The sequence below is a fragment of the Bradyrhizobium ingae genome (assembly GCF_055791185.1).
The window spans coordinates 362,111-385,881 of the sequence record NZ_JBVUBB010000002.1; the positions used below are offsets into that span (position 1 = coordinate 362,111).

The following is a 23,771-nucleotide window of genomic DNA, read 5'->3' on the forward strand; positions in this document are numbered from 1 at the left end:
ACGGACACGCGCCCCGAGGAGCACTGGAAGATGCCGGGTTTGAACAGGAAAATCGGACGTTTGCTGCTGGGTACCCTCCTGATGCTGGCTGCGGGCGCCGCGCAGGCAGACAATTTCCCGAGCAGGCCGGTCCACATTCTGGTGCCCTACGCGGCCGGCGGCGCCGTCGACGTGCTTGCCCGCACGATCGGCCAGGCGCTCGCCAAGAGCTGGGGCCAGCAGCCAGTGATCGACAACCGCCCCGGCGCCGGCGGCATTATCGCGTCGCAAGCCCTGACGCAGGCGCCGCCGGATGGCTACACGCTGATCCTGGTCGCGAGCGGCCATCCGCTCAACCAGTTCATCTATCCGAGCGTTCCCTACGACACGTTCAAGGATTTCACCGCGATCACCGAGGTCGCCTCCTCGCCGCTCGCCATCATCGTCCCCAAGGATAGCCCATACAGGAGTCTCGGGGATCTCCTGACCGCTGCGAAGAAGGAGCCGGACAAGCTGTCCTATGGCATGTCCGGCAACGGCACCTCGGCGCATCTTGCCGGCGAGCTGTTGAAATACATGGCTGGCGTGAAGATCGTCTCTATTCCCTACAAGGGTGGCGCACCGGCGCTGACCGCGGTTATCGCCGGCGAAGTCCCGCTCAGCCTCAACCCGCTTGCCGAAGCGATCGGTCAGCTCGATGGCGGCCCGGTGCGTGCGCTCGCCGTGACGTCGGCGCAGCGGTCAAAGGCCCTGCCCGACGTTCCCACGGTCGCCGAGGCCGGCGTGCCCGGCTACGACGTCTCGGTCTGGTGGGGTTTTCTGGGGCCGGCAAACATGCCGCCGGAGATCGTGGCCAAGCTCGAGGCCGACCTGAAGACGGCGCTGCAGGACCCGGGCGTACTGTCGACCCTCGGGAAGATCGGCGCGACACCGGTCGGCTCGTCATCGAAAGAATTCGATGCCTATATGCATGCGGAGGCGACCAAATGGGAGCCGGTTCTGAAGGCCGCCGACATACGGGCGCAATGACACGATTCATCTAGTTATGCGCCCTCGCCCGCACCTTCTCCGGCGCGACAACGCGCCGGACGAACTCTGCATCGTCATCACCTGAAGGCAACAGGATCGCACGTTCGCGCGGCAGCGCATCGGGCAGTTCGTCGCGAATGAAGGCGACGAGCTTCTCCCGGATCTCGCAGCGCAGGTCCCAGGATTGCGGGGCGTTCCTGGCGCTGACGAGCGCGCGGAGCTGAACGGTGCGGGCGTCCGCATCGATCACCTGGAGATTGACCACCGCACCGTCCCATAGCTTTGATTCCTTCACCGCCTCCTCCAGCCTGCGGCGGATGCGTGGCACGTCGGCCCGGTAATCGACGTAGAGCGCGATGGCGCCGATCAGGGAAGCGGCGTCGCGCGTCCAGTTCTGGAACGGCTTTTCGATGAAATACGACAACGGCACCACCATGCGCCGCCAGTCCCACAGCCGCACCACGACGTAGGTCGACGCGATGTCCTCGACCCAGCCCCATTCGTTTTCGATGATGACGGCGTCCTCGATGCGGATCGGCTGCGTGATCGCAATCTGCAAGCCTGCGATCAGATTGCTGAGCAGCGGCCGCGCCGCAAGACCGACGATGATACCGGCAGCGCCGGCGGAGGCGAACAGGCTGACACCATATTGCTTGACCGAGTCGAACGTCATCAGCGCCGTGGAGACGGTGATCATGATGATGAGCGTGTCGATCACTCGCTTGAACACCCGGACCTGGGTGACATGCTTGCGCGCGATGAAGTTCTCGGTGACGTCGCGGAAGTTCTGCAGATAGCGCGCAGCCGTCATGTCGACGGCCCGGATAGTAATCCAGCCAATCAGCGCAATGACCGCCACGACGAAAACGTGCCTGAGATCAAGACGCGTTTCGTCACCGAGCGGCGCCCATGGCAGGACGAGAGCGACAGCGAGCAGGCAGAGCGCGAGCTGCGTCGGCCCCGCCGTCCGATCGAGGAAAGGATTGACGAGAGGAAAGCGGCCTGCGAAGGCGCGCCGCAACAGCTTCGCCGCGATCCGGTACAGGAACAACGCCATCAGGATCGCGCACGCAATGATGCTGAGGCCGATGAACCAGGAGGGAACCCACCTGAAAAGTTCATCGAGCCTCGCAATGATCGGTTGAACCTCCATCCTGCCTCCGGAAACCCGCTTGCGACTAGGCGCTCAACGCCAAACGTGGCGCTTCGCTCCGCCTTCGGATGCAATGCAGCATTTCCCGTCGTGCAACCGGAGCAGAATCCGGCTATCAAGGACCATGCCCCGACGCACCGGCAGCGCCGATCTTCCCCTTCACACCGGACGGGTTCCGCCGTGGCTGGCGAACCGCATGGCTTCGCTGGGCGCGATCGTCACACAGGCGATCGTCCACCATTACGGCCGCGACGAGTTCATGCAGCGGCTGTCGCATCCTTTCTGGTTCCAATCGTTCGGCGCCGTGATGGGGATGGACTGGCACTCTTCCGGCATCACGACCTCCGTAATCGGCGCCCTGAAACGCGGGCTCGCACCGCTCCAGAACGAGCTCGGCATCTATGTCTGCGGCGGCCGCGGCCAGCATTCACGGAAGACGCCGGATGAGCTTCTGACGCTCGGTGACCACGTCGGCTTTGATGGGGCCAAACTGACGCGCGCGAGCCGGCTGGTCGCGAAGGTCGACAGCGCCGCGGTGCAGGACGGCTTTGACCTCTACCTGCACGGCTTCTTCGTTACCGCCGACGGAAAATGGACGGTGGTGCAGCAGGGCATGAACGGCGAGAAGCGGCAGGCGCGCCGCTATCACTGGCATTCGGAGGCGCTGAGAAGCTTCGTCGATGCGCCACACAGCGCGATCGACGGCCCCGCGCAGGGCGAGATCGTGAACCTTACAGACCACCGCGCCAATGTCTCGCGCTCGGCGCAGCTCGAGCTGCTGTCCGATCTCGGCCCCGATCGCATCGTGTCGGAATTCGAACGCCTGAGCGGCATCGAACCCGCACAAGCCACGTTGCCGCACCTCATCATGCCCGCGCATCACGACGTGCGGCCGAAGGATGTCTTCGCGCGTCGCCTGCACGGCACATTGGCTGCGGCCGCCGAGCGTGGTCCGGTCGATTTTCCGGAGCTGTTGCTGACGCCCGGCGTCGGCGCGCGCACCGTGCGCTCGCTCGCGATGGTCGCCGAAGTCGTGCACGGTGCGCCCTATCGCTTCAAGGATCCGGCGCGCTTCTCGCTCGCCCATGGCGGCAAGGACCGCCACCCCTACCCCGTGCCAATCAAGGTCTATGACGAGACCATCCGCGTGCTCAAGGGCGCGATCGAGAACGCAAAGCTCGGGCGCGAGGAGGAAATGCAGGCGATCAAGCGTCTCGACGACCAGGCGCGGCGGCTGGAGCGCACCGCGCGCGGTCCGTCGGTCGAGGCCTTCATTGCGGCCGAGCGCGAGGCTTCACCGGCACTCGACGGCCGCTCCGTGTTCGGCTGGGAACGCGATCTTCTCGCGTCGAAAAAGCTGAGCGGTTCGTGAACCCTCTAACCTTCGTCCTCGTCCTCCGCGAGCCGGTTGGCCGAGTGGTCCTGGTACTGTTCGGTCTGGATATATTTTCCATCCATGCCGCGAATGTCTGAATGCTGCGCCTTGTCGCGGTTCGACAGGATCATGTTGTCGCCGATCTTGTCTTTCGAAATCTCCGTGAAAGCGCCGTTCCCCGCGCCCTTGCCATGCGTACCTGATCCGATATGCGTCTTGCCTCCATTGGGCATGGATTGCTCCCTTGTTGTCCGCATCTAGCCCAACGCCTCCCCGGCAACGATTGTTTCGCGGGTCCGTAGCAAGATCGTCACTACGCGGTTCCGATGCGCTGGCAGGTGACGTCAATTTGCGAGCAGTTGCTCGACGCCGGCCGGATGGGATTTGGCTTGGCGGTTCCGGCCATCGTCGGCGACCACCGGCAGTTTCGCGATCGCGCGGATGCCCGGGCGCTTGCGCCAGCGAACTTGCGACGCATCGACGGCAAGGCCGAGCCGCGGCCAGCGTGTGAACAAGGCCTGGAGCGCGCACGCCGCCTCGATCCGCGCGAGCTGGTGCCCAAGACAGAAATGGATCCCCGTGCCGAAGGAGATGTGCCGGTTGGGCTTGCGTTCGAGATCGAGATGCTCGGGAGCATCATGCACCGAGGGATCCATGTTCGCTGCGGCCAGCATGACCATGACGCGGTCGCCCTTCTTCAGGCGCACGCCTTCGAGCTCGATATCCGTCCGCACATAGCGCGGCTTTGAAAATTGCACCGGCGAGACGAAGCGCAGGAATTCCTCGACGGCAAGACCGACACGTATCCAGTCTTCTTCCAGCCAATCACGCAGGCCGGGATTCTTGAGGAGCTCATAGACGGAGCCGCTGATGAGATGCGTGGTTGTTTCCGAACCGGCGGCCAGCAGCAGGAACACCATCGACACCATTTCGTCAGGTGTGATGCGGCCGCCCTCACGCTCGACCTGGACCAGCTCGGCAATCAGGCCCTCGCCGCCTTGGGCACGGGCGATCCGCAATTGCTCTTCGAGATAGGCGCGCATCTTGCGGAACGCGAACATCAGGCGGAAGAAGCTGACGACATTCGTCAGCGAGGACATCGCATTGGCCCAGGCGATGAACCTTGGGCGATCGGCCATCGGCAGGCCGAGCAGCTCGGAGATCACCGACAGCGGCAGTATCCGAGCGTAGCGCTGCACCAGGTCGGCAGGGCTTCCCGCAGCGAACAGCTCGTCCGCGAGTCCGTCCGCGATGGCGCGGATGCGCGGCTCCATCGCGACGATGGCGCGGCGGCGGAAGGCCTCGTCGACGATGCTGCGCAGCCGCGTGTGGTCCGGCTCGTCCATCGTCAGCATGTTCTTGGCGATGGTCGTGACGAGTTTCGGCATCCACCAGCGCAGGCCTGCGACCTTGCCGTCCTCCTTGCGCAACGTGAACGTTGCGCTGTCCTTGAGCACCTCGGCCGTAGCGCCGTGGGTCGTCGTGACCCAGACATCGCCGATGAGGGGAAAACGGGTCACAACCACGGGCCCGGACGCACGCAGCGACGCGATCGCCTTTGGCGGGTCGCGAAAGAAGGCATCGCTGGTGAAGTCAATGCGCGGTGTCATGGGGCCACCGCCCTTGTTGATGGCGCTTCACCACATGGTGCGCGCAATCTCCGGCGCAAGGGCCGGAACATCAATCAAAAGGAGGCGATCAGCCGCGCCTCGACGACCGTGGCCCAGCTTTGCGCTGGTTGGTGTAGGCGTCCCAATGGCTCCAACTCCCATTGCTGAGGCTTTGCAGGTCGGTCGCGAGCGGGCGGCGCGTGCGCTTTTCATAGTCGGCGATCACGCGTTCGGATTCCGCGATCTTGCGCTTGAGTTCCACGATCGCCTTCTGGGTCTGTCCGTTGCGCTTGGACGATGCGGCCTCGCCCATCGTGAAGCGCGCGGTCTCGAGCGCCTTCAACTCGGCGCGGTTCTTCTTCACCTGAACCCGGTGCCAGGCGATGTTGCTGTCGTTGTCCGCAACCATGTAGGAACTCCGCTGATTCGCCGTTCCCATAGTATCGCCTGCCGAATCGGCGCCGCAACGGGCGTCCGGCGGCGAAAATGCGGCTTTATTGCGCGGTGGGCATGATCCGGACCCGAAGGGCCGCGTTAGCGCAAAGTGTAAAGCGGTTTTCCGAAGAGATCATGCCCCAATAAAAGCCCCCGGTTCAGCGCTCGGCAAAGGCCTTTTCGACCACGAATTGCGCCGGTTCGCCGTGATTGCCCTCGATGAAGCCACGCTCGGTCAGCAGCACGCGGGTATCGGTGACCAGCGCCGGGCTGCCGCAGATCGTGACGCGGTCGTGAGCTGCTTCGAGCGACGGCAGGCCGATGTCGCTGAACAGCTTGCCCGAGGTGATGAGGTCGGTGATGCGGCCGCGATTGCGGAAGGGATCGCGGGTGACGGTCGGATAGTAGATGAGCTGGTTGCGGATGTAGTCGCCGAGCAACTCGTCATTCGGCAACGTCTCGGTGATCATCTCGCCATAGGCGAGCTCCCTCACGTGCCGGCAGCCGTGCAGCAGCACCACCTTCTCGAACCGCTCATAGGTCTCGGGATCCTTGATCACGCTGAGGAAGGGGGCGAGCCCGGTGCCGGTGCCGACCAGATAGAGATTGCGGCCCTCTTCGAGATTGTCGATCACCAGCGTGCCGGTCGCCTTGCGACTGACGATGATCTCGTCGCCTTCCTTCAGGTGCTGGAGCCGCGAGGTCAGCGGGCCGTCCGGCACCTTGATCGAGAAGAATTCGAGCGTGTCCTCGTAATTCGCGCTGGCGACGCTGTAAGCCCGCAGCAGCGGCTTCTCGCCGACCTTGAGCCCGATCATCGTGAATTCGCCGTTGCGGAAGCGGAAGGTCGGGGTGCGCGTGGTCTTGAAGGAGAACAGCGTGTCGGTCCAGTGGTGGACGCTCAAAACATTTTCCTGATTGAAATTGCTCATCTCACCTTCCCTGTCGCGTCATTAGCGGTTCCGAGGCGGGCAGCTATGCGTCGTTTGTACACGATCATTCGTACACTAATGAATAATCCCGCTTGATCCCGCGGTCAAGGCTGCCCAAGATCGCGAGCGTTGCAGTTAGGAATAAGGAGCCTTTCCATGGCGCATGACGCACCCCAGGCCACCGGACCCTCGAAGCTCGTGATCCGGAATATCGGCCTGATCCTGTCCGGCGCCCTGGAGAAGCCGATCCTGGATGGCGACACCATCGTCGCCGAGAACGGCAAGATCACCGCGATCGGCCGCTTCAAGGACGTCAACGTCGAAGGCGCGACCACCATCGTCGATGCCAACGGCACCACCGTCGCACCCGGCCTGATCGACAGCCATGTCCACCCTGTCGCCGGCGACTGGACGCCGCGGCAGAACCAGATCAACTGGATCGACAGCTACCTCCACGGCGGCGTCACCACCATGATCTCGGCGGGCGAAGTGCACATGCCTGGCCGCCCCCGCGACGTCGTCGGCCTGAAGGCCATGGCGATCTTCGCCCAGCGCGCGTTCTGGACGCTGCGTCCGGGCGGCGTGAAGGTTCACGCCGGTGCGCCCGTGATCGAATGCGAGATGGTCGAGGAGGACTTCAAGGAGATGGCTGCTGCCGGCGTCAAGCTGCTCGGCGAAGTCGGCCTTGGCGGCGTCAAGGACGGCCCCACCGCGCGCAAGATGGTCGGCTGGGCACGCAAATACGGCATCCAGAGCACGATCCACACCGGCGGTCCCTCCATCCCCGGCTCCGGCCTGATCGACAAGGACGTGGTTCTGGAGGCCGACACCGACGTGGTCGGTCACATCAATGGCGGCCACACCGCCCTGCCCGACGACCAGATCCGCTGCATCTGCGAGGGCTGCAAGCGCGGGCTCGAGCTCGTGCACAATGGCAATGAGCGCTCGGCGCTGTTCACACTGCGCACCGCGCGCGAGATGGGCGATCTGCACCGCGTCATCCTGGGCACCGACGCGCCGGCCGGCTCGGGCGTCCAGCCGCTCGGCATCTTGCGCATGGTCTCGATGCTGTCCTCGCTCGGCGAACTTCCGGCCGAGATCGCCTTCTGTCTCGCCACCGGCAACACCGCACGGATGCGCGAGCTCGATTGCGGCCTCATTGAAGTGGGCCGCTCCGCCGATTTCGTCATCATGGACAAGGCGCAGCATTCGCCCGGCAAGAACATTCTTGAGAGCGTGCAGCTCGGCGACCTCCCCGGCATCGGCATGACCATCATCGACGGTATCGTCCGCACGCAGCGCAGCCGCAACACCCCGCCCGCAGGCAAGGTGCCGGAGGTGGTGGGGAAGTGACGCCGCTTGGCGTCATTCCGGGGGCGCGTCAGCGCGAACCCCATTGCGCAATTGCGCAATGTGGAATCTCGCCCAACAACCTCGGGATTCCGGGCTCACGCGCGATGCGCGTGCTCCGGAATGACGGTGTGGAGTTCACCGCAGCTTGTTCAGCAATCCCATCAGCAGCTCGCGCTCCTTGGCATCGAGCGGCGCCAGCGTCTCACGCGTGATCGCGAGCGCGTTCGGCGCAACCTTTTCAGCGAGCTGCTGACCGGCGCGCGTCAGGCTGACGAGCAGCCGCCGGCCGTCCCCAGGGTCCTGGCTCGTCTCGGTCAGTCCGCGTGCGCTGAGCCGGTCGATCACGCCCTTGATGGTCGCGACGTCCATTGCGGTCAAGCGGCCAAGCTGGTTCTGCGAGCATGGCCCGGTCTCGGCAAGCTTCGACAACGCCGCCCATTGCGTCGGCGTCAGATTGGTGCCGATGTCGCGGGCAAAGATCGCGCTGTGACGCTGCCAGACCTGGCGCAAGATGAAGCCGACCTGCTCATCGAGCACATAAGACGGCTTGGCCTGCCTGATGCTCTTCTTGGCTGCGACGCCCCTCGCCATTCCTGCCCCTTCACAATGACAGATGTGCGTCCCGGATATCCGGGCGCGCATCGAGCTCGGCCATCGTACCACCGAAACAGATTCGGCCGCGCTCGATGATATAGGCGCGATCGGAGATCAGCTTTGCAAAATGCAAATTCTGCTCGGAAACGACGATGCTGACGCCTTCCTTCTTCATGGTCAGGATCGCGTCGACCATCTGTTCGACGATTTTCGGCGACAGCCCCTCCGACGGTTCGTCCAGCAGCACCAGCGACGGATTGCCCATCAGCGTGCGGGCAATGGTCAGCATCTGCTGCTCGCCGCCGCTCATGCGGCCACCAGGCCGGTTGCGCATCTCGTTCAGATTCGGGAACAGCGCGAACAGCTTTTCGCGCGTCCAGTATGGTGCATTCGGCCGCTTCGGCTGACGGCCGACTTCGAGATTCTCCTCGACCGTGAGGTCGGTGAAGATGCGGCGCTCCTCCGGCACATAACCGAGCCCGCCGCGCACGATCTCATGCGTCGGCCGGGCCGAGACGTCCTTGCCTTCGAACATGATGCGACCCGAGCGCTGCGCGACTAGGCCGACGATGGAGCGGAACGTCGTTGATTTGCCGGCGCCGTTTCGGCCCAGCAGTGCAACCACCTCACCGTCGCCGACCTCGAGGGCAATGTCGAACAGGATATGCGCCGGACCGTAATGGCTGTTGAGCCCTTCGACCGTGAGCTTCATGTTGCGGCCCCCTCGCGATGACGGGCATCGTAGACGAGGCCTTCGCCGAGATAGACCGCCTGCACCTGCGGATTGCCCCGCACTTCCGTCGGCGAACCCTCGGCAATCAACGTGCCGCGATTGAGCACGATGATACGGTCGGCATGCTCGAACACGACGTCCATGTCGTGCTCGGTGAAGAGCACGCCGATGGATTTCTCGCGCGCGATGCGCGCGGTGAGCCGCATCAGGTCGACGCGCTCGCGCGGCGCCATGCCGGCGGTCGGCTCGTCCATCAGCAGGAGCTTCGGCTCGTTGGCGAGCGCAACCGCAAGCTCGAGCCGCTTGAGGTCGCCATAGGCGAGCTCGCCGCACGGACGATCCGCATAGCCACCCATGCCGACGAGCTCCAGGAGGCGCACGGCCTCGTCGCGGTCGAAGCGCGGCGCCGAGCCCCAGAGATTGAACACCTGCTTTTGATACGAGATCAGCGCGACCTGCACGTTCTCGCGCACCGTCATGGTGGCAAAAGTCGCCGTGATCTGGAAGGTGCGGCCGACCCCGAGCCGCCAGACCTCGCGCGGCTTCTTGCCCGTCGTATCCTCGCCGAGCAGGCGGATGCGCCCGGCGTCCGGCGTGTTCTGGCCGTTGAGCATGTCAAAGCAGGTGCTCTTGCCCGCCCCGTTCGGGCCGATCAGCGCCAGGATCTCGCCGGCGCGCAGCTCGAACGAGACGCCGCGCACGGCATGGATGCCGCCATAGGATTTGGTCAGGCCTTCGACCGAAAGAAGTGTGGGTGCGACGCTCATTCGGCGGGCCCGATCGGTTTGGCGAGCAAGGTCGAGCCCGGCGGCGAGGATCCCTTGCGCCGCTGCGCAAGCATTTCGAGCATGCCGACGATCCCCTTCGGAAAGACGACCACGATCAGCACGATGAAGGCGCCGAGCACGAGCTTCGACAGGTCGGTCTGGCTGACGAGCCAGATGTTGAGCGCCTTGTAGACGATCGCGCCGATCACCGCGCCCGACACCGTCTCGACGCCACCAAGCAGCACCATGACCAGCGCATCGACCGAGAGCGAGATGCCGAGATTATCCGGGAAGACGCTGCCCTTCAGGTAGGCGAACAGCGCACCACCGATGCCGGCCGTGGTTCCCGCGATGACAAACGCCGTCCACTGCATGCGCTTGACGTTGATGCCGATCGCCTCGCTGCGCAATGCGGAGTCCCGCGTGGCCCTAAGTGCGTAGCCGAACGGCGAGAACACCGCGATGCGTAGTGCGATCGTCACAAGCGCGGCAACGCCGAGCGCCAGCCAGTAGAAATGCGACGGGCTGGCCGCCCATTTTTCCGGCCAGACGCCCAGAATGCCGTTGTCGCCGCCGGTGACGCTGACCCACTGGAACGCGATCGACCATACGATCTGCGCGAAGGCGAGCGTCAGCATCGCGAAATAGACGCCGGAGAGCTGCACGGCGAAGAAGCCGAACACGGCGGCACCGAGGCAACCGAGCAGCGGCCCCAGCAGCAGGCAGACGATCATCGGCAGTCCCGCCATCTTGGCGAGGAACGCGACGCCATAGGCGCCGAGGCCGAAATACGCCGCGTGTCCAAAGGACGCGAGGCCGCCGACCGCCATCAGGAAATGCAGGCTGACGGCGAAGATCACGAAGATCGCGATTTCCGAGCCGACTGTCAGAGCATAATTGCCGGCGAACAGCGGCAAAGCTGCCGCAACGATGATTGCGGCAAGCGCGGCCAGCCGCTCGTTCGACGTCAGCGGACGCCATGGATTGACGGTGAGGCCCGGCGTGCGGCGCGCGGGCGCCTCAGGCCTGCCGAACAGGCCCCAGGGGCGGACGATCAGCACCACCGCCATCACCAGGAAAACCAGGATGATGGAAATCTTCGGGAAGATCAGGATGCCGAAGGCATTCAGCTCGGAGACCAGAACCGCCGCGACGAAGGCCCCGACGATGCTGCCGAGACCACCGATCACGACGACGACGAAGACCTCGACGATGATGCGCAGGTCCATCGCGTGATGCACGGCATCGCGCGGAATTTGCAGCGCGCCGCCGAGTGCTGCGAGGAAGACGCCGACCGCGAACACTGACGTGAACAGCCATTTCTGATTGACGCCGAGCGCCGCCACCATGTCGCGGTCCTGCGTCGCCGCACGCACCAGCACGCCCCACCGGGTGCGCTGGAACAGCAGCCACAGGATGCCGAGCACGACAGGGCCGAGCACGATCAGAAACAGGTCGTAGCTCGGGATGTTCTGGCCGAAGAAATCGACCGCGCCCTTGAAGCCCGGCGCGCGGCGGCCAACAAGGTCATCGGGTCCCCAGATCAGGACCACAAGGTCCTGGACCATCAGGGTCAAGCCAAAGGTCGCGAGCAACTGGAACAGCTCGGGCGCGTGATAGATGCGACGAAGCAGCACCATCTCGACGAGGACGCCGATCAATGCCACCGCAAGCGCGGCGACGACGATGCCGCCCCAGAACCCGAACGCGCCGGACAAGCGGTCCGTGAGCGTGAAGGCGATATAGGCGCCGATCATGTAGAACGCGCCATGCGCGAAGTTCACGATCCGCGTCACGCCGAAGATGATCGACAGGCCCGAAGCCACCAGGAACAGCGACGCTGCGCTGGCGAGTCCGGTCAGAAACTGTACGACGTAAAAGGCCATCGGCGGTCCGGGTTGGTGGGGACTACACCTCTCCCCGCAAGCGGGGAGAGGGAGAGGAAAGATCAATCCTTCGGACGCAGCTTCTCGACTTCGGCGTCACTCGGCAGATAGTCCGCGCCCTTCTTGTAGGACGAATCCACCATGACGCCCTTGCCGTCCTTCAGCGCCGTCTTGCCGACGAAGGCCCCGAGCGTCGACTGGTGATCGATCTTGCGGAACGTGATCTCACCGAAGGGCGACCCCACCGAGAGGCCCTCCGCAGCCGCGATCAACTTCTCCGGATCGGTCGAGCCGGCCTTGGCCAGGATCGCGGCCGCCGACTTGATGGTCTGGTAGCCGACGATCGAGCCGAGGCGCGGATAGTCGTTGTACTTGGCCTGGTAGGCCTTCAGGAACGCATCGTGCTCGGGCGTCTTGATCGAGTACCAGGGATAGCCGGTGACAATCCAGCCCTCGGGCGTCTCGTCCTTCAGCGGATCGAGATATTCGGGCTCACCGGTCAGGAAGGAAACGACCTCGCGTCCCTTGAACAGGCCGCGGGTATTGCCTTCGCGCACCAGCTTCACGAGATCGGCGCCGAAGGTGACGTTGAGGATCGCCTCCGGATTGGCCTGGGCAACCGCCTGCACCACCGGGCCCGCATCGATCTTGCCCTGCGGCGGCCACTGCTCGTCGACCCACTGGATGTCGGGACGCTTTTCCGACATCAGCTTCTTGAACACGGCAACCGCCGACTGGCCGTATTCATAGTTCGGCGCGATCGTCGCCCAGCGCTTTGCCGGCAGCTTTGCCGCTGCTTCCACCAGCATCGCCGCCTGCATGTAGTTGGAGGGACGCAGGCGGAAGGTGTACTTGTTGCCCTTCGACCAGGTGACGGCATCCGTCAGCGGCTCGGCGGCGAGGAAGAACACCTTCTTCTGATTGGCGAAATCGCTCACGGCGAGGCCGATGTTCGACAGGAACGTACCCGCGAGCATCGCCACGCCTTCGCTGGACACGAGCTCATTGGCGGCGGTCTGCGCGTCCGCCGGCTTGCCGCCATCGTCCTTGGAGATCACGACGAGCTTCTTGCCATTGATGCCGCCCGCCGCGTTGATCTCCTCGACGGCAAGCTGCCAGCCCTTGCGATAGGGCTCGGTGAACGCAGGCAACAGCGAGTAGCTGTTGATCTCGCCGATCTTGATCTCCTGCGCCTTAACCGAGCCGGCCATGCCGCCGGCCAACAGCGCGAAAGCCGCGCCGACGAAATAGTTCTTTGCTCGCATCCCAACCTCCACTTTCTGAAGACTCTATTTCTTGAGCATGATCTTATCGGAAAACCGGTTCCCACTTTTCCGGATCATGCCCTAACGCAGGCCGTCTTCGCCCTTGATTTCGGCAACCGTCAAGCCGCCGACCCGCGGCAGCGGGCGGCCGCTGTCGGTGACGGCCACCGCGACCATGATCTCGTTGGCCCGCGGCGCGTCGTTGATCTGCACTTCCATCCCGTCGAAATGGCTGCGCACGAAGGCCGCGTCCTTGTGACCCAAGGGAATGTCGAGCGTCGTGCCGGGACCGCTGCGCTTCTTCGACGACGGAATCAGCGCCGCGCCCTTGCTCAGGACCTTGCGCACCGGCGCACCCATCTTGGGATGCAGGATCGCGGCAGCATGCTCCAGCTCGCCGTTCTCGCCGACGGCGGCGGCCTTGCCGTAGCTCTGCACCTTCGAGCCTTCGATCCCGAGCGCCGCCACCGCCCGCTTTGACAAGAGATCGCCGAGCTCCTCGCCGATCGCGATCAGCGGCGAAAGATCTTCGACGTATTTTCCGGCGAACGGGTTTTCAATGACCGCAATCGCCGCGGCGCGCCGGGTCGGCGGCGACACGGACCTTCCCATCTCCATCTGCGTCTCTTCGACGACGGTGACGATCTTGCGGATGATCGCGCTCATGTCGGCTTCCTTGGCTCGCTTCCCTGATCAGGCATGAATCGCGTTCTCCAGCACGGACGGGCGCGATCGCTGCCGTTCAATATTCCTTGTCCCGATGACGAGCATATCACCACACAGCCTGAGCACGGCACCCTCGATCAGCCCGCGATCGAACAATTGCCGTGCACATTCTGCGCCAGATTCGAGAGCCTCACGAATTTCTGTCCGCGACAATGCGCCGACCTCGCGGGTGACGAGACGCATGCCGAGATCGCTGTCGGGCTGGATCTCATTCGCTGGACGGCGCTTGACCGCCGGATGGTTGGGCAGATCGACGGCATTGGCGATCACGGTCGCTGCCGCATCGGCCTGCGAGGCCGTCGCAGCCAGCACCGTCACCGCATCGGCAATGCCGAGCGAGAAACTACGGCCATGGCGCCCGCTGGTCGCAATGCCGCGGACGGGATCGTCCGCCTCGATCGTCATCGCCCGCATCACGCCGTCGCGGTCAGGTCGGTCCATGAGGCCAACGGTGAAACGTTCGCCCTCATCAAGATGAAGCGCAATATCGCCGCCATTATTGACGTAGGCCTGGTCGAGCCGCGCTGCATCGAGCATCGCGCCGAGAATTTCCTCGGCGACACTTCCAGCCACCGCGGCCATCGGCGTGATGAAGCAATCATCGGCAAATGGCGCCACCGCGGCGTACATGCGCCGCGCCACAACGCCGCGCAGGGCACATCGCGTGGGCTCGGCTGCCTGGCGCAGCTCCATCAATTCCTCGCAGAGCTCATCGAGCAGTCCGGTGAAGCGCAGCGCCGCAGCCTCATAGGCCGAGCGCACCTGATGCGCATCTCCCCTCGCCTCCACGATCAGATCAATCGGACCATCCTGCAAATGCAGCCGCCGGCCATCAGACAGCAATGCGATTTGCGGGAGCCTCCTCATGCGCGCCGCCCAGGGATCGGGTTCTGCCACGGCACCTGGCGGATATCATCGCTCTCCCGGACCTCGGAGAGCGGTCGCACATGGTCCATGTGCCCCCCGAGCGTGGCATAGTCGGACAGCCTCATCGTGAACTCGATCGGCGCGACAAGGGCCGGCGTCGGCACATAACCGAACGCACCAGCCGGCATCTGCGTCACATCGACCATGTAGGTGATGCCGCCGCCGGGCCAGACATAAACCGGCGCGCCCCCGCTGGTGACGCGCGTCAGCGCATCCTTCACCGAGCGTGTCAGACGCACCGGATTATCGGTGACGCCGGCGCGCAGCGATCCGCCGGCGCCCGCCATGAACAACACCGTGCACAGCGCCGGCTCGCAATTCTCCTGGATGCGCTCGACCGAGAATCGCAGGTCCGCCGGCATCTCCGTCTCGACCGGCTTCAACGCGTCGTCGAGCACATAGTAGGACGCGTGCTCGCCGGTCGTGGAGACCATCAGCATGGTCAGCCCGGGTTTTGCTTCCTTGGCGTCGAAGGGACCGAGGATCGACAGCGGATCGGAGATGTTGGTGCCGCCCCAACCCGTGCCGGGATCGGCGACCTGGAAATAGCGGCCGGGCGTCGAGCGCCGGCCCTTCATCTTGATGCCGGTGTCGACGATGTCGAGCAGCTTGCCGGCCTGGTGCTCGCTGAGCACCCCGGTGATGTGATCGTCGACCACGACGACCTCATCGACCTTGCCGTGCCACTGCTTTGCGAACATGCCGATCGTCGCCGAGCCGCAGCCGACCCGCATGCGCTCTTCCTTCACGCCGTTGACGATCGGCGGCTCTCCCGCCTGCACCACCACCGTCGCGCCGCCGTCGATCGTGAACTCGACCGGCTTGCAGTTGGAGAGGTCCATCAGCGTGTCGCAGGTGACGCGGCCTTCCTTCTTGGAACCGCCGGTCAGGTGGTGCACGCCGCCGAGCGACAGCATCTGCGAGCCGTATTCGCTGGTCGTGACGTGGCCGACTGCCTCGCCCTGCGCGCGCACGATCGCGCTTTCCGGGCCGAGATAACGGTCGGTGTCGATCTTCACCTTGACGCCGCAATAGGAGAAGATGCCTTCGGTCACGACGGTGACCATGTCGACGCCATCAACTTCCGATGACACGATGAACGGCGCCGGCTTGTAGTCGGGATAGGTCGTGCCAGCGCCGATTGCCGTGACGAAGGTCGAGGGCTCGTGGACGATCTTGCCGTCCCAATCCTCTGACCGGCTGAACGGCACCAGCTTGCCGCCATGCGACACCGTGCGCTCGAGGATGATGTGAGGATCGACGCGGACGAGCTTGCCGTCGTGATTGGCGTAGCGGTCGCAGGCGCCCGCCGCGCCGGGCTTGATGTAGCACATCACCGGACAGGCATCGCAGCGGATCTTGTCGGAGGCAGCGCTCGTCGCTTCAGTCACCATGTCAAAGCCAGCGGATCACAGGGCTTATCATTCGTATACGAACGATGTTGCGCGCGATGCCTGGAGCTGTCAAGCGGCGCCATCGGCAAAACCAAGAGGCTGCCGAATAAAACCTCATTTGCCTGCCGCCCTGTCCACAAAGCGGGCAACCGCGCTGCACTGCGGCATGCGGCGCTTGCACGTTTGTGTACAAACGGTATCGTCGGGCTTCGCGATTTTGACACGCGCGCGCCGCGCCGGGACCAGAGATGACGCAGACCATGATCCGCCTCACCGTGAATGGCAGGATCCACGACGTCGCCGCCGCGCCGGAGACGCCGCTGCTGTACGCGCTGCGCAACGACCTCGCGCTCAACGGTCCCAAATATGGCTGCGGCCTCGGCGAATGCGGCACCTGCACTGTCCTGATCGATGGGCTCGCTGCACGCTCCTGCGTCATTCCGATCAGTGGTTGCGTGGGGCGCGACATCGTGACGCTTGAAGGGCTCGGCACGCGCGACAAGCCTGACGTCGTGCAGCAGGCCTTCATCGACGAGCAGGCCGCGCAATGCGGCTACTGTCTCAACGGCATGATCATGACCACCAAGGCGCTGCTTGCGATGAATCCACAACCCAGCGAGCAGGAGGCGATGGCCGCGCTGCGATACAATCTATGCCGCTGCGGCACGCATGTGGAAATCCTGCGTGCCGTGATGCGCGCATCAGGCCAGCTCGCTGAGGCCGGTGATTGATGGCCTCTGTTGCGAACGGAGCAGAGCGAGGGTCGCTCGTCGTCGTCCGCACGGTGGACGAGATCACATCCGAAACCTTCGTGCGGATCACCGCGGACGGTACGGTCAGCGCCTATAACGGCCATGTCGATCTCGGCACCGGCATTCGCACCGCGCTTGGCCAGATCGTCGCCGAAGAGTTAGATGTGTCCTTCGCGCGAGTTGTCGTCGTGCTTGGCGACACGGCGGTCGTGCCCAACCAGGGCGCAACGATTGCGAGCGAGACCATCCAGATCACCGCCGTTCCCCTGCGCAAGGCCGCCGCGCAAGCGCGGCAGTTCCTGATCGCACGCGCCGCCGAGCGGCTGGAGCTGCCGGCGGCGGATCTCAGCATCGAGGATGGGCTGGTCCGCGGGCACAACCGCAGCATCAGCTATGGTGAGTTGATCGGCGATGAGATCATCCGTCTCGACCTCGCTGATGATGTCGCCGTGAAGCCGGTCGGCAACTACACGATCGTCGGCCAGTCCGTCCCGCGCGTCGACCTGCCGGCGAAGGCGACGGGCGAACTGACCTTCGTCCACGACATCCGCGTTCCCGGCATGCTGCACGGTCGCGTCGTGCGCCCGCCCTATGCCGGCGTCGATGCCGGCCCGTTCGTCGGTACCAGTCTGATCGCGGTGGACGAATCCTCGGTGCGCGATATCCCAGGCCTCGTCGGCGTCGTGCGCATCGGCGACTTCGTCGGCGTCGTCGCCGAGCGCGAGGAGAATGCGATTCTGGCCGCAAGCCGGCTCAAGGTGAGCTGGAAGCCGACACCCACCCTGCCCGATCTGGCCGATCTCGAGACTGCGCTGCGCGCCAACCCGTCGACGCCGCGCACGCTGATCGACAAGGGTGACGTGAACGCGGCAATCGCCGGCGCTGCCAAGCCGATGCAGCGCACCTACGTCTGGCCCTACCAGATGCATGCGTCGATCGGGCCGTCCTGTGCCGTTGCCGACTTTCAGGACGATCGCGTCCGCGTTTGGTCCGGAACGCAAAACCCGCACATCCTGCGCGCCGACCTTGCCTTGCTGATCGAGCGGCCCGAGACCGAGATCGAGGTTATCCGCCTGGAGGCCGCCGGCTGCTACGGCCGCAACTGCGCCGATGACGTCAGCGCGGACGCACTGCTGCTGTCGCGCGCGGTCGGCCGTCCCGTGCGCGTGCAATTGACGCGAGAACAGGAACACGCCTGGGAGCCGAAGGGCACCGCGCAGCTCATCGACGTCAATGGTGGGTTGAATGCCGACGGCGGCGTCGCCGGCTACGATCTCGCCACGCGCTATCCGTCGAACGCCGCACCGACGCTTGCGCTGCTTCTCACCGGCCGGATCTCGCCCGAGCCCGACGTGCTCGGGATGGGCGACCGCACCGCCATTCCGCCTTACGATTACGACCACATGCGCGTCGTCGCGCACGACATGCCTCCCATCGTGCGCGCCTCCTGGTTTCGCGGCGTCTCGGCGCTGCCGAACAGCTTTGCGCATGAATCCTATATCGACGAGCTCGCAACCGAGGCCAGCGTCGATCCGATCGAATATCGTCTGCGCTATCTGAAGGACCAGCGCGCGGTCGATCTCGTCAATGCGGTCGCCGAGCGCGCGGGCTGGACACCGCGCCCCGTCCGGCAGGAGAAGGACGGCGAGATCGTGCACGGGCGCGGCTTCGCCTATGCGCTCTATGTCCACAGCAAGTTTCCCGGCTATGGCGCGGCGTGGTCGGCCTGGATCGCCGACGTCGCAGTGAACAAGACGACTGGCGATGTCAGCGTCACCCGCGTCGTCGCCGGCCAGGATTCCGGCTTGATGATCAATCCGGACGGCGTGCGCCACCAGATCCAGGGCAACGTGATCCAGTCGACCAGCCGCGCGCTGATGGAGGAGGTCTCCTTCGAGCGCGGAGCGGTCGCGGCGCGCGAATGGGGCGCCTATCCGATCATACCCTTCCCCGAGGTGCCCAAGATCGACGTGCTGATGCTGCCGCGTCAGGACCAGCCGCCGCTCGGCGTCGGCGAGTCCGCCTCGGTACCGAGCGCCGCGGCGATTGCCAATGCGATCTTCGATGCGACCGGCGTACGTTTCCGCGAGCCGCCATTCACGCCGGAGCGCATCCTCAGGGGATTGCGTGGCGACGCGTCGCCTGCGCCTCAGGCGTTACCTGCGCCGGCGGCCGCGCCTACTCGCTCCTGGACAAACCCGTTTGCGAAGCGCGCCGGCATCTTCGCGAGCGTGGCCGCGCTCTGCACGGCCGCGATCGGCATCGGCGCCGCCATGCTGCCGGGGCGCGCCATCGCGCCGATCGCGCGGCCCGATGCGTCGGTTTATTCGGCCGCAACGATCGCGCGTGGCGCAGAACTCGCCGCGCTCGGCAATTGCGCGGAATGCCACACGACCGCGGGCGGGGCGCTGAATGCCGGCGGGCGCGGGCTGGAAACGCCGTTCGGCACGATCTACAGCACCAATATCACACCCGACGTCGAGACCGGCATCGGCGCCTGGTCCTATCCGGCCTTGGAGCGCGCGATGCGCGAAGGCCTGCACCGCGACGGCCGGCAGCTCTATCCCGCTTTCCCCTACACGCATTTTGCGAAGACGAGCGATGCCGACATGCAGGCGCTGTACGCCCACCTGATGGCGCAGCCCGCGGTGCGAGCGACCGCGCCGAACAACGCGCTCGCCTTCCCGTTCAATCTTCGACCTCTGTTGGCAGGCTGGAACGCGCTCTTCCATCAGACCGGCGCGCTCAAGCCGGATCCGACCAGGTCCGAGCAATGGAATCGCGGCGCCTATCTCGTCGAAGGCCTCGGCCATTGCAGTGCCTGCCATTCGCCGCGCAATGCGCTCGGCGCCGAGCAGCAGCACGCCTATCTCGCCGGCGGCTTTGCCGAGGGCTGGGAGGCGCCGGCGCTGACGTCGCTGTCTCAGGCGCCGATCCCCTGGAGCGAGGACGAGCTTTACGCCTATTTGCGCACCGGCCATTCGCGTTTCCACGGGGTGGCAGCGGGCCCGATGGCGCCGATCGTGCGGGATCTCGCCGCCCTGCCCGATCAGGACATCCGCGCGATGGCGGTCTATCTCGGCTCGTTCAACGACACCGTGATCGACCACCAGGCGCAGGGCGCGCTGGCCACGAAACTCGAAGCTGCGACGCAAGTCACCGTCGCCGCCTCCACCGGCGCGCGGCTCTATCAGGGCGCCTGCGCCGTCTGCCACGAGGTCGGCGGCTTGCCGCTGTTCGGCAGCAGGCCTTCGCTTGCGCTCAACAGCAATCTACACAGCAGCGCGCCGGACAATCTGGTGCAGGTCATCCTGCACGGCATCACTGAGCCCGCATCCAGCGACCTCGGCTACATGCCCGCCTTCAAGGACAGCATGAGCGACGCGCAGGTCGAAGCTCTCGTCACGTTCCTGCGCAAACAATTCGCGCCGGACAAGCCGGCATGGACGGGCGTGCGCGAGACGATCGGACGGGTGCGCGCTCCCGCAAACTAAGCACGATGGGTTTTGCTTTAATCGATTGGGCCACAGGCTTGCTAAACCTCTCCCGCTTGCGGGAGAGGTCGGCGCGAAGCGCCGGGTGAGGGCTCTCTCCACTTGGGGATCGTCCACTGCGGAAACACCCTCTCCCCAGCCCTCCCCCGCAAGCGAGGGAGGAGCGCACCTTCCTTGAGGCGACAATCAAGCCTATTCCCATCATGCTCTAGGCGTGCTTTTTCGTCTCCACCGGCGGCGTGCCGTGGGTGTGGAAGGACTCGATCGTCTTCAGGCCCCAGGCCTGGCCCTTCTTGCGCTCCTCTTCCGTCCACACGATCGGCTTCCAGTCGGGCGCGAGAATGAGGCGCGCGCCGGCATTGGCGACTTCGACGCGGTTGCCGCCGGGTTCATAGACGTAGAGGAAGAAGGTCTGCTGGATCGCGTGCTTGTGCGGGCCGGTCTCGATGTAGACGCCGTTCTCCAGGAAGATGTCGGCCGCGCGCAAGATCTCTTCGCGACTGTCGAGCGCGTAGGTGACGTGGTGGAAACGGCCGGGCACGCCGGAGTGGTCGAGCGAATAGGCAAAATCGTAGCTCTTGTTCGACACCGTCAGCCACATCGCGGCTTCACGGCCGTCGTTGAGCACGATCTGTTCGGTGAGGCGGCAGCCGAGATAGTTCTCGAAGAACTCGCGGTTGGCCTTGATATCGGCAGCGAGGCAGTTGAGATGGTCGAGGCGGCGCACATTGACGCCGCGCGCGGGAAAGCGCTGCGCCTGGTTCTTCAGCGCGGGCTTCAGCTCGGGCGGCGCCTGATACCATTCGGTCTCGTAATAGAGCTCGACGATGTGGCCGTCGGGATCGCGGCAGCGGAAGGTCGGGCCCTGCCCCATGTCCCCGTCGATCCAGCCGATGTCGAAGCCGGACCCCTTGAGCGCCGAGACCCGCCGCTCCAGCGCCTGCTGGCTGCGCGCGCGCAGCGCCATGTGACCCATGCCCGAGGACTTCGACGCCGTGAGTTTGAGCGAGTAGCGCTCATAGTCATCCCAACCGCGCAGGTAAACGGACTCGCCCTTCTGCCCGCTGATGGTCATGCCCATGACGTCGACGAAGAATTTCAGGCTCTCGTCCGGTTTCGGCGTCAACAGCTCCATGTGGCCGAGATGGGCGAGATCGAGGATCGGTTCTGGCTGCATCATTTCCTCCATGGCATGACGGGCGATCCACTCTGCGGATCCCGGAATTTCGATGCGGGCTTACGGACGCGACGGTGGAACCCGCATCCGCGGTTGGCCTTGCCGGTCGCCAGATCATTTGTACTAATGTACAAATGATTAGGTCTCGTCAACAAATAGAAATCTCTGGTGCCGCAGGGAGCTGCACCGAGCCGCGCCGCTTCCAGGTTCCGACCAGGCCGGGACGCCTTTCCGGATGGTAAATTCTTCCTTACGCACCGACTGGCCGGCTGGCCCAGGAAAACGGCATTCGCCTACCGATTTTCGCGACAACTCCGTATTTGGACAAATCTCCCGACCGAATTGTCGCGGATTTAACAAAGCCGCGACGCCCTGCATTTAACCGTTTGTGCAGTGACGGCCGCGCATAGTCGCAAACAAATCCTTGTCGTTGCCAGGTTCATCATCGTGACATCCTTTGGACGCGTGATTTCGGTACGCGGATCGCTCGCCCGGGTCGGGCTTTTGGCTGAAAGCCGGATGCCGATCTCGGAAGTGCGTGCCACCGTCGGCCGCTTCGTCAGCATCCGCTGCGGCAGCTCGATCATCGTGGCCATGATCACCGAGGTCTCCTGCGAGAACCTCGCGAACGACAACTACATTGCCATCGCCTCCGTCGACCTGCTCGGCGAGATCCTCAATGCCAGCGACAAGGCCAAGTTCCAGCGTGGCGTCACCAACTATCCGACCATCGGCGATGCGGTCGACCTGATCACCAGCCAGGAGCTGCGCACGATCTACGCGCCGACCGGCGCTGACCAGATCAATGTCGGCTTCCTGCAACAGGACCGTTCCGTCGTCGCCTATGTCGACGTCGAGGAAATGCTTTCCAAGCATTTTGCGGTGCTCGGCTCGACCGGCGTCGGCAAATCGACCGGCGTGTCCCTGCTGCTCAACGAGATCCTGAAGGCGCGCCCGAACCTGCGCATCTTCCTGCTCGACGTCCACAACGAATATGGCCGCTGCTTCGGCGACCGTTCCCTGGTGCTCAACCCGCGGAACCTGAAGCTGCCGTTCTGGCTGTTCAATTTCGAGGAAATCGTCGACGTGCTGTTTGCGGGCCGCCCTGGCGTCCCCGAAGAGCTCGACATCCTCGCCGAGGTCATTCCGATCGCGAAGGGCGTCTACACCCAGTACCAGAACTCCGACCGCATCGGCCTCAAGCGCATCGATCCCAAGCAGGTCGGCTTCACCGTCGACACACCAGTGCCGTACCGTCTCGTCGACCTGATCTCGCTGATCGACGAGCGCATGGGCAAGCTCGAAAACCGCTCCTCACGCATCATCTATCACAAGCTGATCTCGCGCATCGAAGCGGTGCGCAACGACCCTCGCTATACCTTCATGTTCGACAACGCCAATGTCGGCGGCGACACCATGGCGGAGGTGATCAGCCATCTGTTCCGTCTTCCGGCCAACGGCAAGCCAATGACGGTGATGCAGCTCGCCGGCTTCCCGGTCGAGGTGATCGATTCCGTCGTCTCGGTGCTCTGCCGCATGGCCTTCGATTTCGGCCTGTGGAGCGACGGCGTCTCGCCGCTGCTGTTCGTCTGCGAGGAGGCGCATCGCTATGCGTCCGCAGATCGCAACATCGGCTTCGGGCCGACCCGCAAGGCGGTGTCGCGCATCGCCAAGGAAGGCCGCAAATACGGCGTCTATCTCGGCCTTATCACGCAGCGTCCGGCCGAGCTGGACGCCACCATCATCTCCCAGTGCAACACGCTCTTCACGATGCGCCTTGCCAACGATCGCGACCAGGCACTGCTCCGCGCCGCGGTGTCGGACGCCGCCGCCAACCTGCTCTCCTTCGTGCCTTCACTCGGCACCCGCGAGGTGCTGGCGTTCGGCGAAGGCGTGGCGCTGCCGACGCGGCTGCGCTTCAAGGAAGTGCCGCCGCATCAATTGCCGCGCGGCGAAGCAACCATCAGCAGCGTTCCCTCAGTCACTGCCGGCCATGACATGCATTTCGTCGGCGCGGTGCTCGAGCGCTGGCGCGGCGCCACGTCGCAGCGCGACGTGCCGAATGATCCGGTGTTCTCGGCGCCGCCTGCGAAAACGCTCTCCAGCATCGACACCCCAATGCTCCAGCCGTCGATGGGGCTGGACCCCGACCGCTTCTCGCTGCTCAAGAAGCCGCTGCGGTAAAGGCGA

The 23,771-nt window shown here is 64.6% G+C and carries 20 protein-coding genes; 6 read left to right on the forward strand and 14 right to left on the reverse strand.

Going from position 1 to position 23,771, the window contains the following annotated elements:
- Positions 1–30: 30 nt before the first annotated feature.
- Positions 31–1,008 (forward strand): tripartite tricarboxylate transporter substrate binding protein, encoded by a 978-nt coding sequence (locus ACV1FX_RS04290; protein WP_473116302.1) that lies wholly within the window; start codon positions 31–33, stop codon positions 1,006–1,008.
- Positions 1,009–1,018: 10 nt separating this feature from the next.
- Here the strand turns inward: ACV1FX_RS04290 and ACV1FX_RS04295 are convergent, their stop codons facing one another.
- Positions 1,019–2,161: a mechanosensitive ion channel family protein gene (locus tag ACV1FX_RS04295; protein WP_473116303.1), complete on the reverse strand. Its 1,143-nt coding sequence runs from the start codon at positions 2,159–2,161 to the stop codon at positions 1,019–1,021.
- Positions 2,162–2,285: 124 nt separating this feature from the next.
- Between ACV1FX_RS04295 and ACV1FX_RS04300 the strand changes: the two genes are divergently transcribed.
- Positions 2,286–3,533 (forward strand): DUF763 domain-containing protein, encoded by a 1,248-nt coding sequence (locus ACV1FX_RS04300; protein ID WP_473116304.1) that lies wholly within the window; start codon positions 2,286–2,288, stop codon positions 3,531–3,533.
- Between the two features lie 5 nt (positions 3,534–3,538).
- Here the strand turns inward: ACV1FX_RS04300 and ACV1FX_RS04305 are convergent, their stop codons facing one another.
- The 4 genes from ACV1FX_RS04305 to ACV1FX_RS04320 all read right to left on the reverse strand — a co-directional run bounded on the left by ACV1FX_RS04305 (position 3,539) and on the right by ACV1FX_RS04320 (position 6,513).
- A complete protein-coding gene (locus ACV1FX_RS04305) occupies positions 3,539–3,769 on the reverse strand; it encodes a hypothetical protein (RefSeq protein WP_473116305.1) in 231 nt (76 codons plus the stop codon).
- A gap of 111 nt (positions 3,770–3,880) precedes the next feature.
- Positions 3,881–5,146, reverse strand: coding sequence for a cytochrome P450 family protein (locus ACV1FX_RS04310; protein WP_473116306.1), 1,266 nt, complete (start codon positions 5,144–5,146; stop codon positions 3,881–3,883).
- Positions 5,147–5,234: 88 nt separating this feature from the next.
- Complete coding sequence (locus ACV1FX_RS04315; protein ID WP_473116307.1) at positions 5,235–5,555, reverse strand: hypothetical protein; 321 nt, start codon at positions 5,553–5,555, stop codon at positions 5,235–5,237.
- 184 nt (positions 5,556–5,739) lie between these two features.
- Entirely contained in the window at positions 5,740–6,513 is a 774-nt protein-coding gene (locus ACV1FX_RS04320) for a ferredoxin--NADP reductase (RefSeq protein ID WP_473116308.1), read from the reverse strand.
- 156 nt (positions 6,514–6,669) lie between these two features.
- On the opposite strand from ACV1FX_RS04320, the gene ACV1FX_RS04325 reads away from it, so the two are divergent.
- Positions 6,670–7,866 carry an amidohydrolase family protein gene (locus ACV1FX_RS04325; protein WP_473116309.1) on the forward strand — a complete coding sequence of 399 codons (1,197 nt, stop codon included), beginning with the start codon at positions 6,670–6,672 and terminating at the stop codon, positions 7,864–7,866.
- A gap of 135 nt (positions 7,867–8,001) precedes the next feature.
- On the opposite strand, the gene ACV1FX_RS04330 is transcribed toward ACV1FX_RS04325, so the two are convergent.
- The 8 genes from ACV1FX_RS04330 to ACV1FX_RS04365 form a co-directional block, all read right to left on the reverse strand.
- Complete coding sequence (locus tag ACV1FX_RS04330; protein WP_473116310.1) at positions 8,002–8,457, reverse strand: MarR family winged helix-turn-helix transcriptional regulator; 456 nt, start codon at positions 8,455–8,457, stop codon at positions 8,002–8,004.
- Positions 8,458–8,467: 10 nt separating this feature from the next.
- Positions 8,468–9,172: an ABC transporter ATP-binding protein gene (locus tag ACV1FX_RS04335; protein WP_473116311.1), complete on the reverse strand. Its 705-nt coding sequence runs from the start codon at positions 9,170–9,172 to the stop codon at positions 8,468–8,470.
- Positions 9,169–9,960 (reverse strand): ABC transporter ATP-binding protein, encoded by a 792-nt coding sequence (locus ACV1FX_RS04340; protein WP_473116312.1) that lies wholly within the window; start codon positions 9,958–9,960, stop codon positions 9,169–9,171. The genes ACV1FX_RS04335 and ACV1FX_RS04340 overlap by 4 nt, the downstream gene beginning before the upstream one ends.
- Positions 9,957–11,846: an ABC transporter permease gene (locus ACV1FX_RS04345; protein ID WP_473116313.1), complete on the reverse strand. Its 1,890-nt coding sequence runs from the start codon at positions 11,844–11,846 to the stop codon at positions 9,957–9,959. Before ACV1FX_RS04345 ends, ACV1FX_RS04340 begins: the two co-directional genes overlap by 4 nt.
- 62 nt (positions 11,847–11,908) lie before the next feature.
- On the reverse strand, positions 11,909–13,111 hold the full coding sequence (locus ACV1FX_RS04350) for an ABC transporter substrate-binding protein (protein ID WP_473116314.1): 1,203 nt from the start codon (positions 13,109–13,111) through the stop codon (positions 11,909–11,911).
- Between the two features lie 81 nt (positions 13,112–13,192).
- Complete coding sequence (locus ACV1FX_RS04355) at positions 13,193–13,777, reverse strand: amino acid synthesis family protein (protein WP_473116315.1); 585 nt, start codon at positions 13,775–13,777, stop codon at positions 13,193–13,195.
- 27 nt (positions 13,778–13,804) lie between these two features.
- Positions 13,805–14,704: a UPF0280 family protein gene (locus tag ACV1FX_RS04360; RefSeq protein WP_473116316.1), complete on the reverse strand. Its 900-nt coding sequence runs from the start codon at positions 14,702–14,704 to the stop codon at positions 13,805–13,807.
- Entirely contained in the window at positions 14,701–16,158 is a 1,458-nt protein-coding gene (locus ACV1FX_RS04365; RefSeq protein WP_473116317.1) for a 6-hydroxynicotinate reductase, read from the reverse strand. The genes ACV1FX_RS04360 and ACV1FX_RS04365 overlap by 4 nt, the downstream gene beginning before the upstream one ends.
- 248 nt (positions 16,159–16,406) lie before the next feature.
- Between ACV1FX_RS04365 and ACV1FX_RS04370 the strand changes: the two genes are divergently transcribed.
- Both ACV1FX_RS04370 and ACV1FX_RS04375 read left to right on the forward strand, forming a co-directional pair.
- Positions 16,407–16,889 carry a (2Fe-2S)-binding protein gene (locus ACV1FX_RS04370; protein WP_473116318.1) on the forward strand — a complete coding sequence of 161 codons (483 nt, stop codon included), beginning with the start codon at positions 16,407–16,409 and terminating at the stop codon, positions 16,887–16,889.
- A complete protein-coding gene (locus ACV1FX_RS04375) occupies positions 16,889–20,404 on the forward strand; it encodes a molybdopterin cofactor-binding domain-containing protein (protein ID WP_473116319.1) in 3,516 nt (1,171 codons plus the stop codon). Before ACV1FX_RS04370 ends, ACV1FX_RS04375 begins: the two co-directional genes overlap by 1 nt.
- A 208-nt stretch (positions 20,405–20,612) precedes the next feature.
- Here the strand turns inward: ACV1FX_RS04375 and ACV1FX_RS04380 are convergent, their stop codons facing one another.
- Positions 20,613–21,581, reverse strand: a complete 969-nt coding sequence (locus ACV1FX_RS04380; protein ID WP_473116320.1) for a catechol 2,3-dioxygenase — start codon at positions 21,579–21,581, stop codon at positions 20,613–20,615.
- A 447-nt stretch (positions 21,582–22,028) separates the two neighbouring features.
- Between ACV1FX_RS04380 and ACV1FX_RS04385 the strand changes: the two genes are divergently transcribed.
- Entirely contained in the window at positions 22,029–23,765 is a 1,737-nt protein-coding gene (locus ACV1FX_RS04385; RefSeq protein ID WP_473116321.1) for an ATP-binding protein, read from the forward strand.
- Positions 23,766–23,771: the final 6 nt, after the last annotated feature.

Coding starts and splice junctions, on each gene's coding strand:
- ACV1FX_RS04315 (WP_473116307.1), bottom strand. CDS start 5,555: ATGGTTGCGGACAACGACAGCAACATCGCCTGGCACCGGGTTCAGGTG.
- ACV1FX_RS04350 (WP_473116314.1), bottom strand. CDS start 13,111: ATGCGAGCAAAGAACTATTTCGTCGGCGCGGCTTTCGCGCTGTTGGCC.
- ACV1FX_RS04335 (WP_473116311.1), bottom strand. CDS start 9,172: ATGAAGCTCACGGTCGAAGGGCTCAACAGCCATTACGGTCCGGCGCAT.
- ACV1FX_RS04320 (WP_473116308.1), bottom strand. CDS start 6,513: ATGAGCAATTTCAATCAGGAAAATGTTTTGAGCGTCCACCACTGGACC.
- ACV1FX_RS04310 (WP_473116306.1), bottom strand. CDS start 5,146: ATGACACCGCGCATTGACTTCACCAGCGATGCCTTCTTTCGCGACCCG.
- ACV1FX_RS04365 (WP_473116317.1), bottom strand. CDS start 16,158: ATGGTGACTGAAGCGACGAGCGCTGCCTCCGACAAGATCCGCTGCGAT.
- ACV1FX_RS04300 (WP_473116304.1), top strand. CDS start 2,286: ATGCCCCGACGCACCGGCAGCGCCGATCTTCCCCTTCACACCGGACGG.
- ACV1FX_RS04325 (WP_473116309.1), top strand. CDS start 6,670: ATGGCGCATGACGCACCCCAGGCCACCGGACCCTCGAAGCTCGTGATC.
- ACV1FX_RS04380 (WP_473116320.1), bottom strand. CDS start 21,581: ATGCAGCCAGAACCGATCCTCGATCTCGCCCATCTCGGCCACATGGAG.
- ACV1FX_RS04360 (WP_473116316.1), bottom strand. CDS start 14,704: ATGAGGAGGCTCCCGCAAATCGCATTGCTGTCTGATGGCCGGCGGCTG.
- ACV1FX_RS04290 (WP_473116302.1), top strand. CDS start 31: ATGCCGGGTTTGAACAGGAAAATCGGACGTTTGCTGCTGGGTACCCTC.
- ACV1FX_RS04305 (WP_473116305.1), bottom strand. CDS start 3,769: ATGCCCAATGGAGGCAAGACGCATATCGGATCAGGTACGCATGGCAAG.
- ACV1FX_RS04355 (WP_473116315.1), bottom strand. CDS start 13,777: ATGAGCGCGATCATCCGCAAGATCGTCACCGTCGTCGAAGAGACGCAG.
- ACV1FX_RS04345 (WP_473116313.1), bottom strand. CDS start 11,846: ATGGCCTTTTACGTCGTACAGTTTCTGACCGGACTCGCCAGCGCAGCG.
- ACV1FX_RS04330 (WP_473116310.1), bottom strand. CDS start 8,457: ATGGCGAGGGGCGTCGCAGCCAAGAAGAGCATCAGGCAGGCCAAGCCG.
- ACV1FX_RS04295 (WP_473116303.1), bottom strand. CDS start 2,161: ATGGAGGTTCAACCGATCATTGCGAGGCTCGATGAACTTTTCAGGTGG.
- ACV1FX_RS04370 (WP_473116318.1), top strand. CDS start 16,407: ATGACGCAGACCATGATCCGCCTCACCGTGAATGGCAGGATCCACGAC.
- ACV1FX_RS04340 (WP_473116312.1), bottom strand. CDS start 9,960: ATGAGCGTCGCACCCACACTTCTTTCGGTCGAAGGCCTGACCAAATCC.
- ACV1FX_RS04375 (WP_473116319.1), top strand. CDS start 16,889: ATGGCCTCTGTTGCGAACGGAGCAGAGCGAGGGTCGCTCGTCGTCGTC.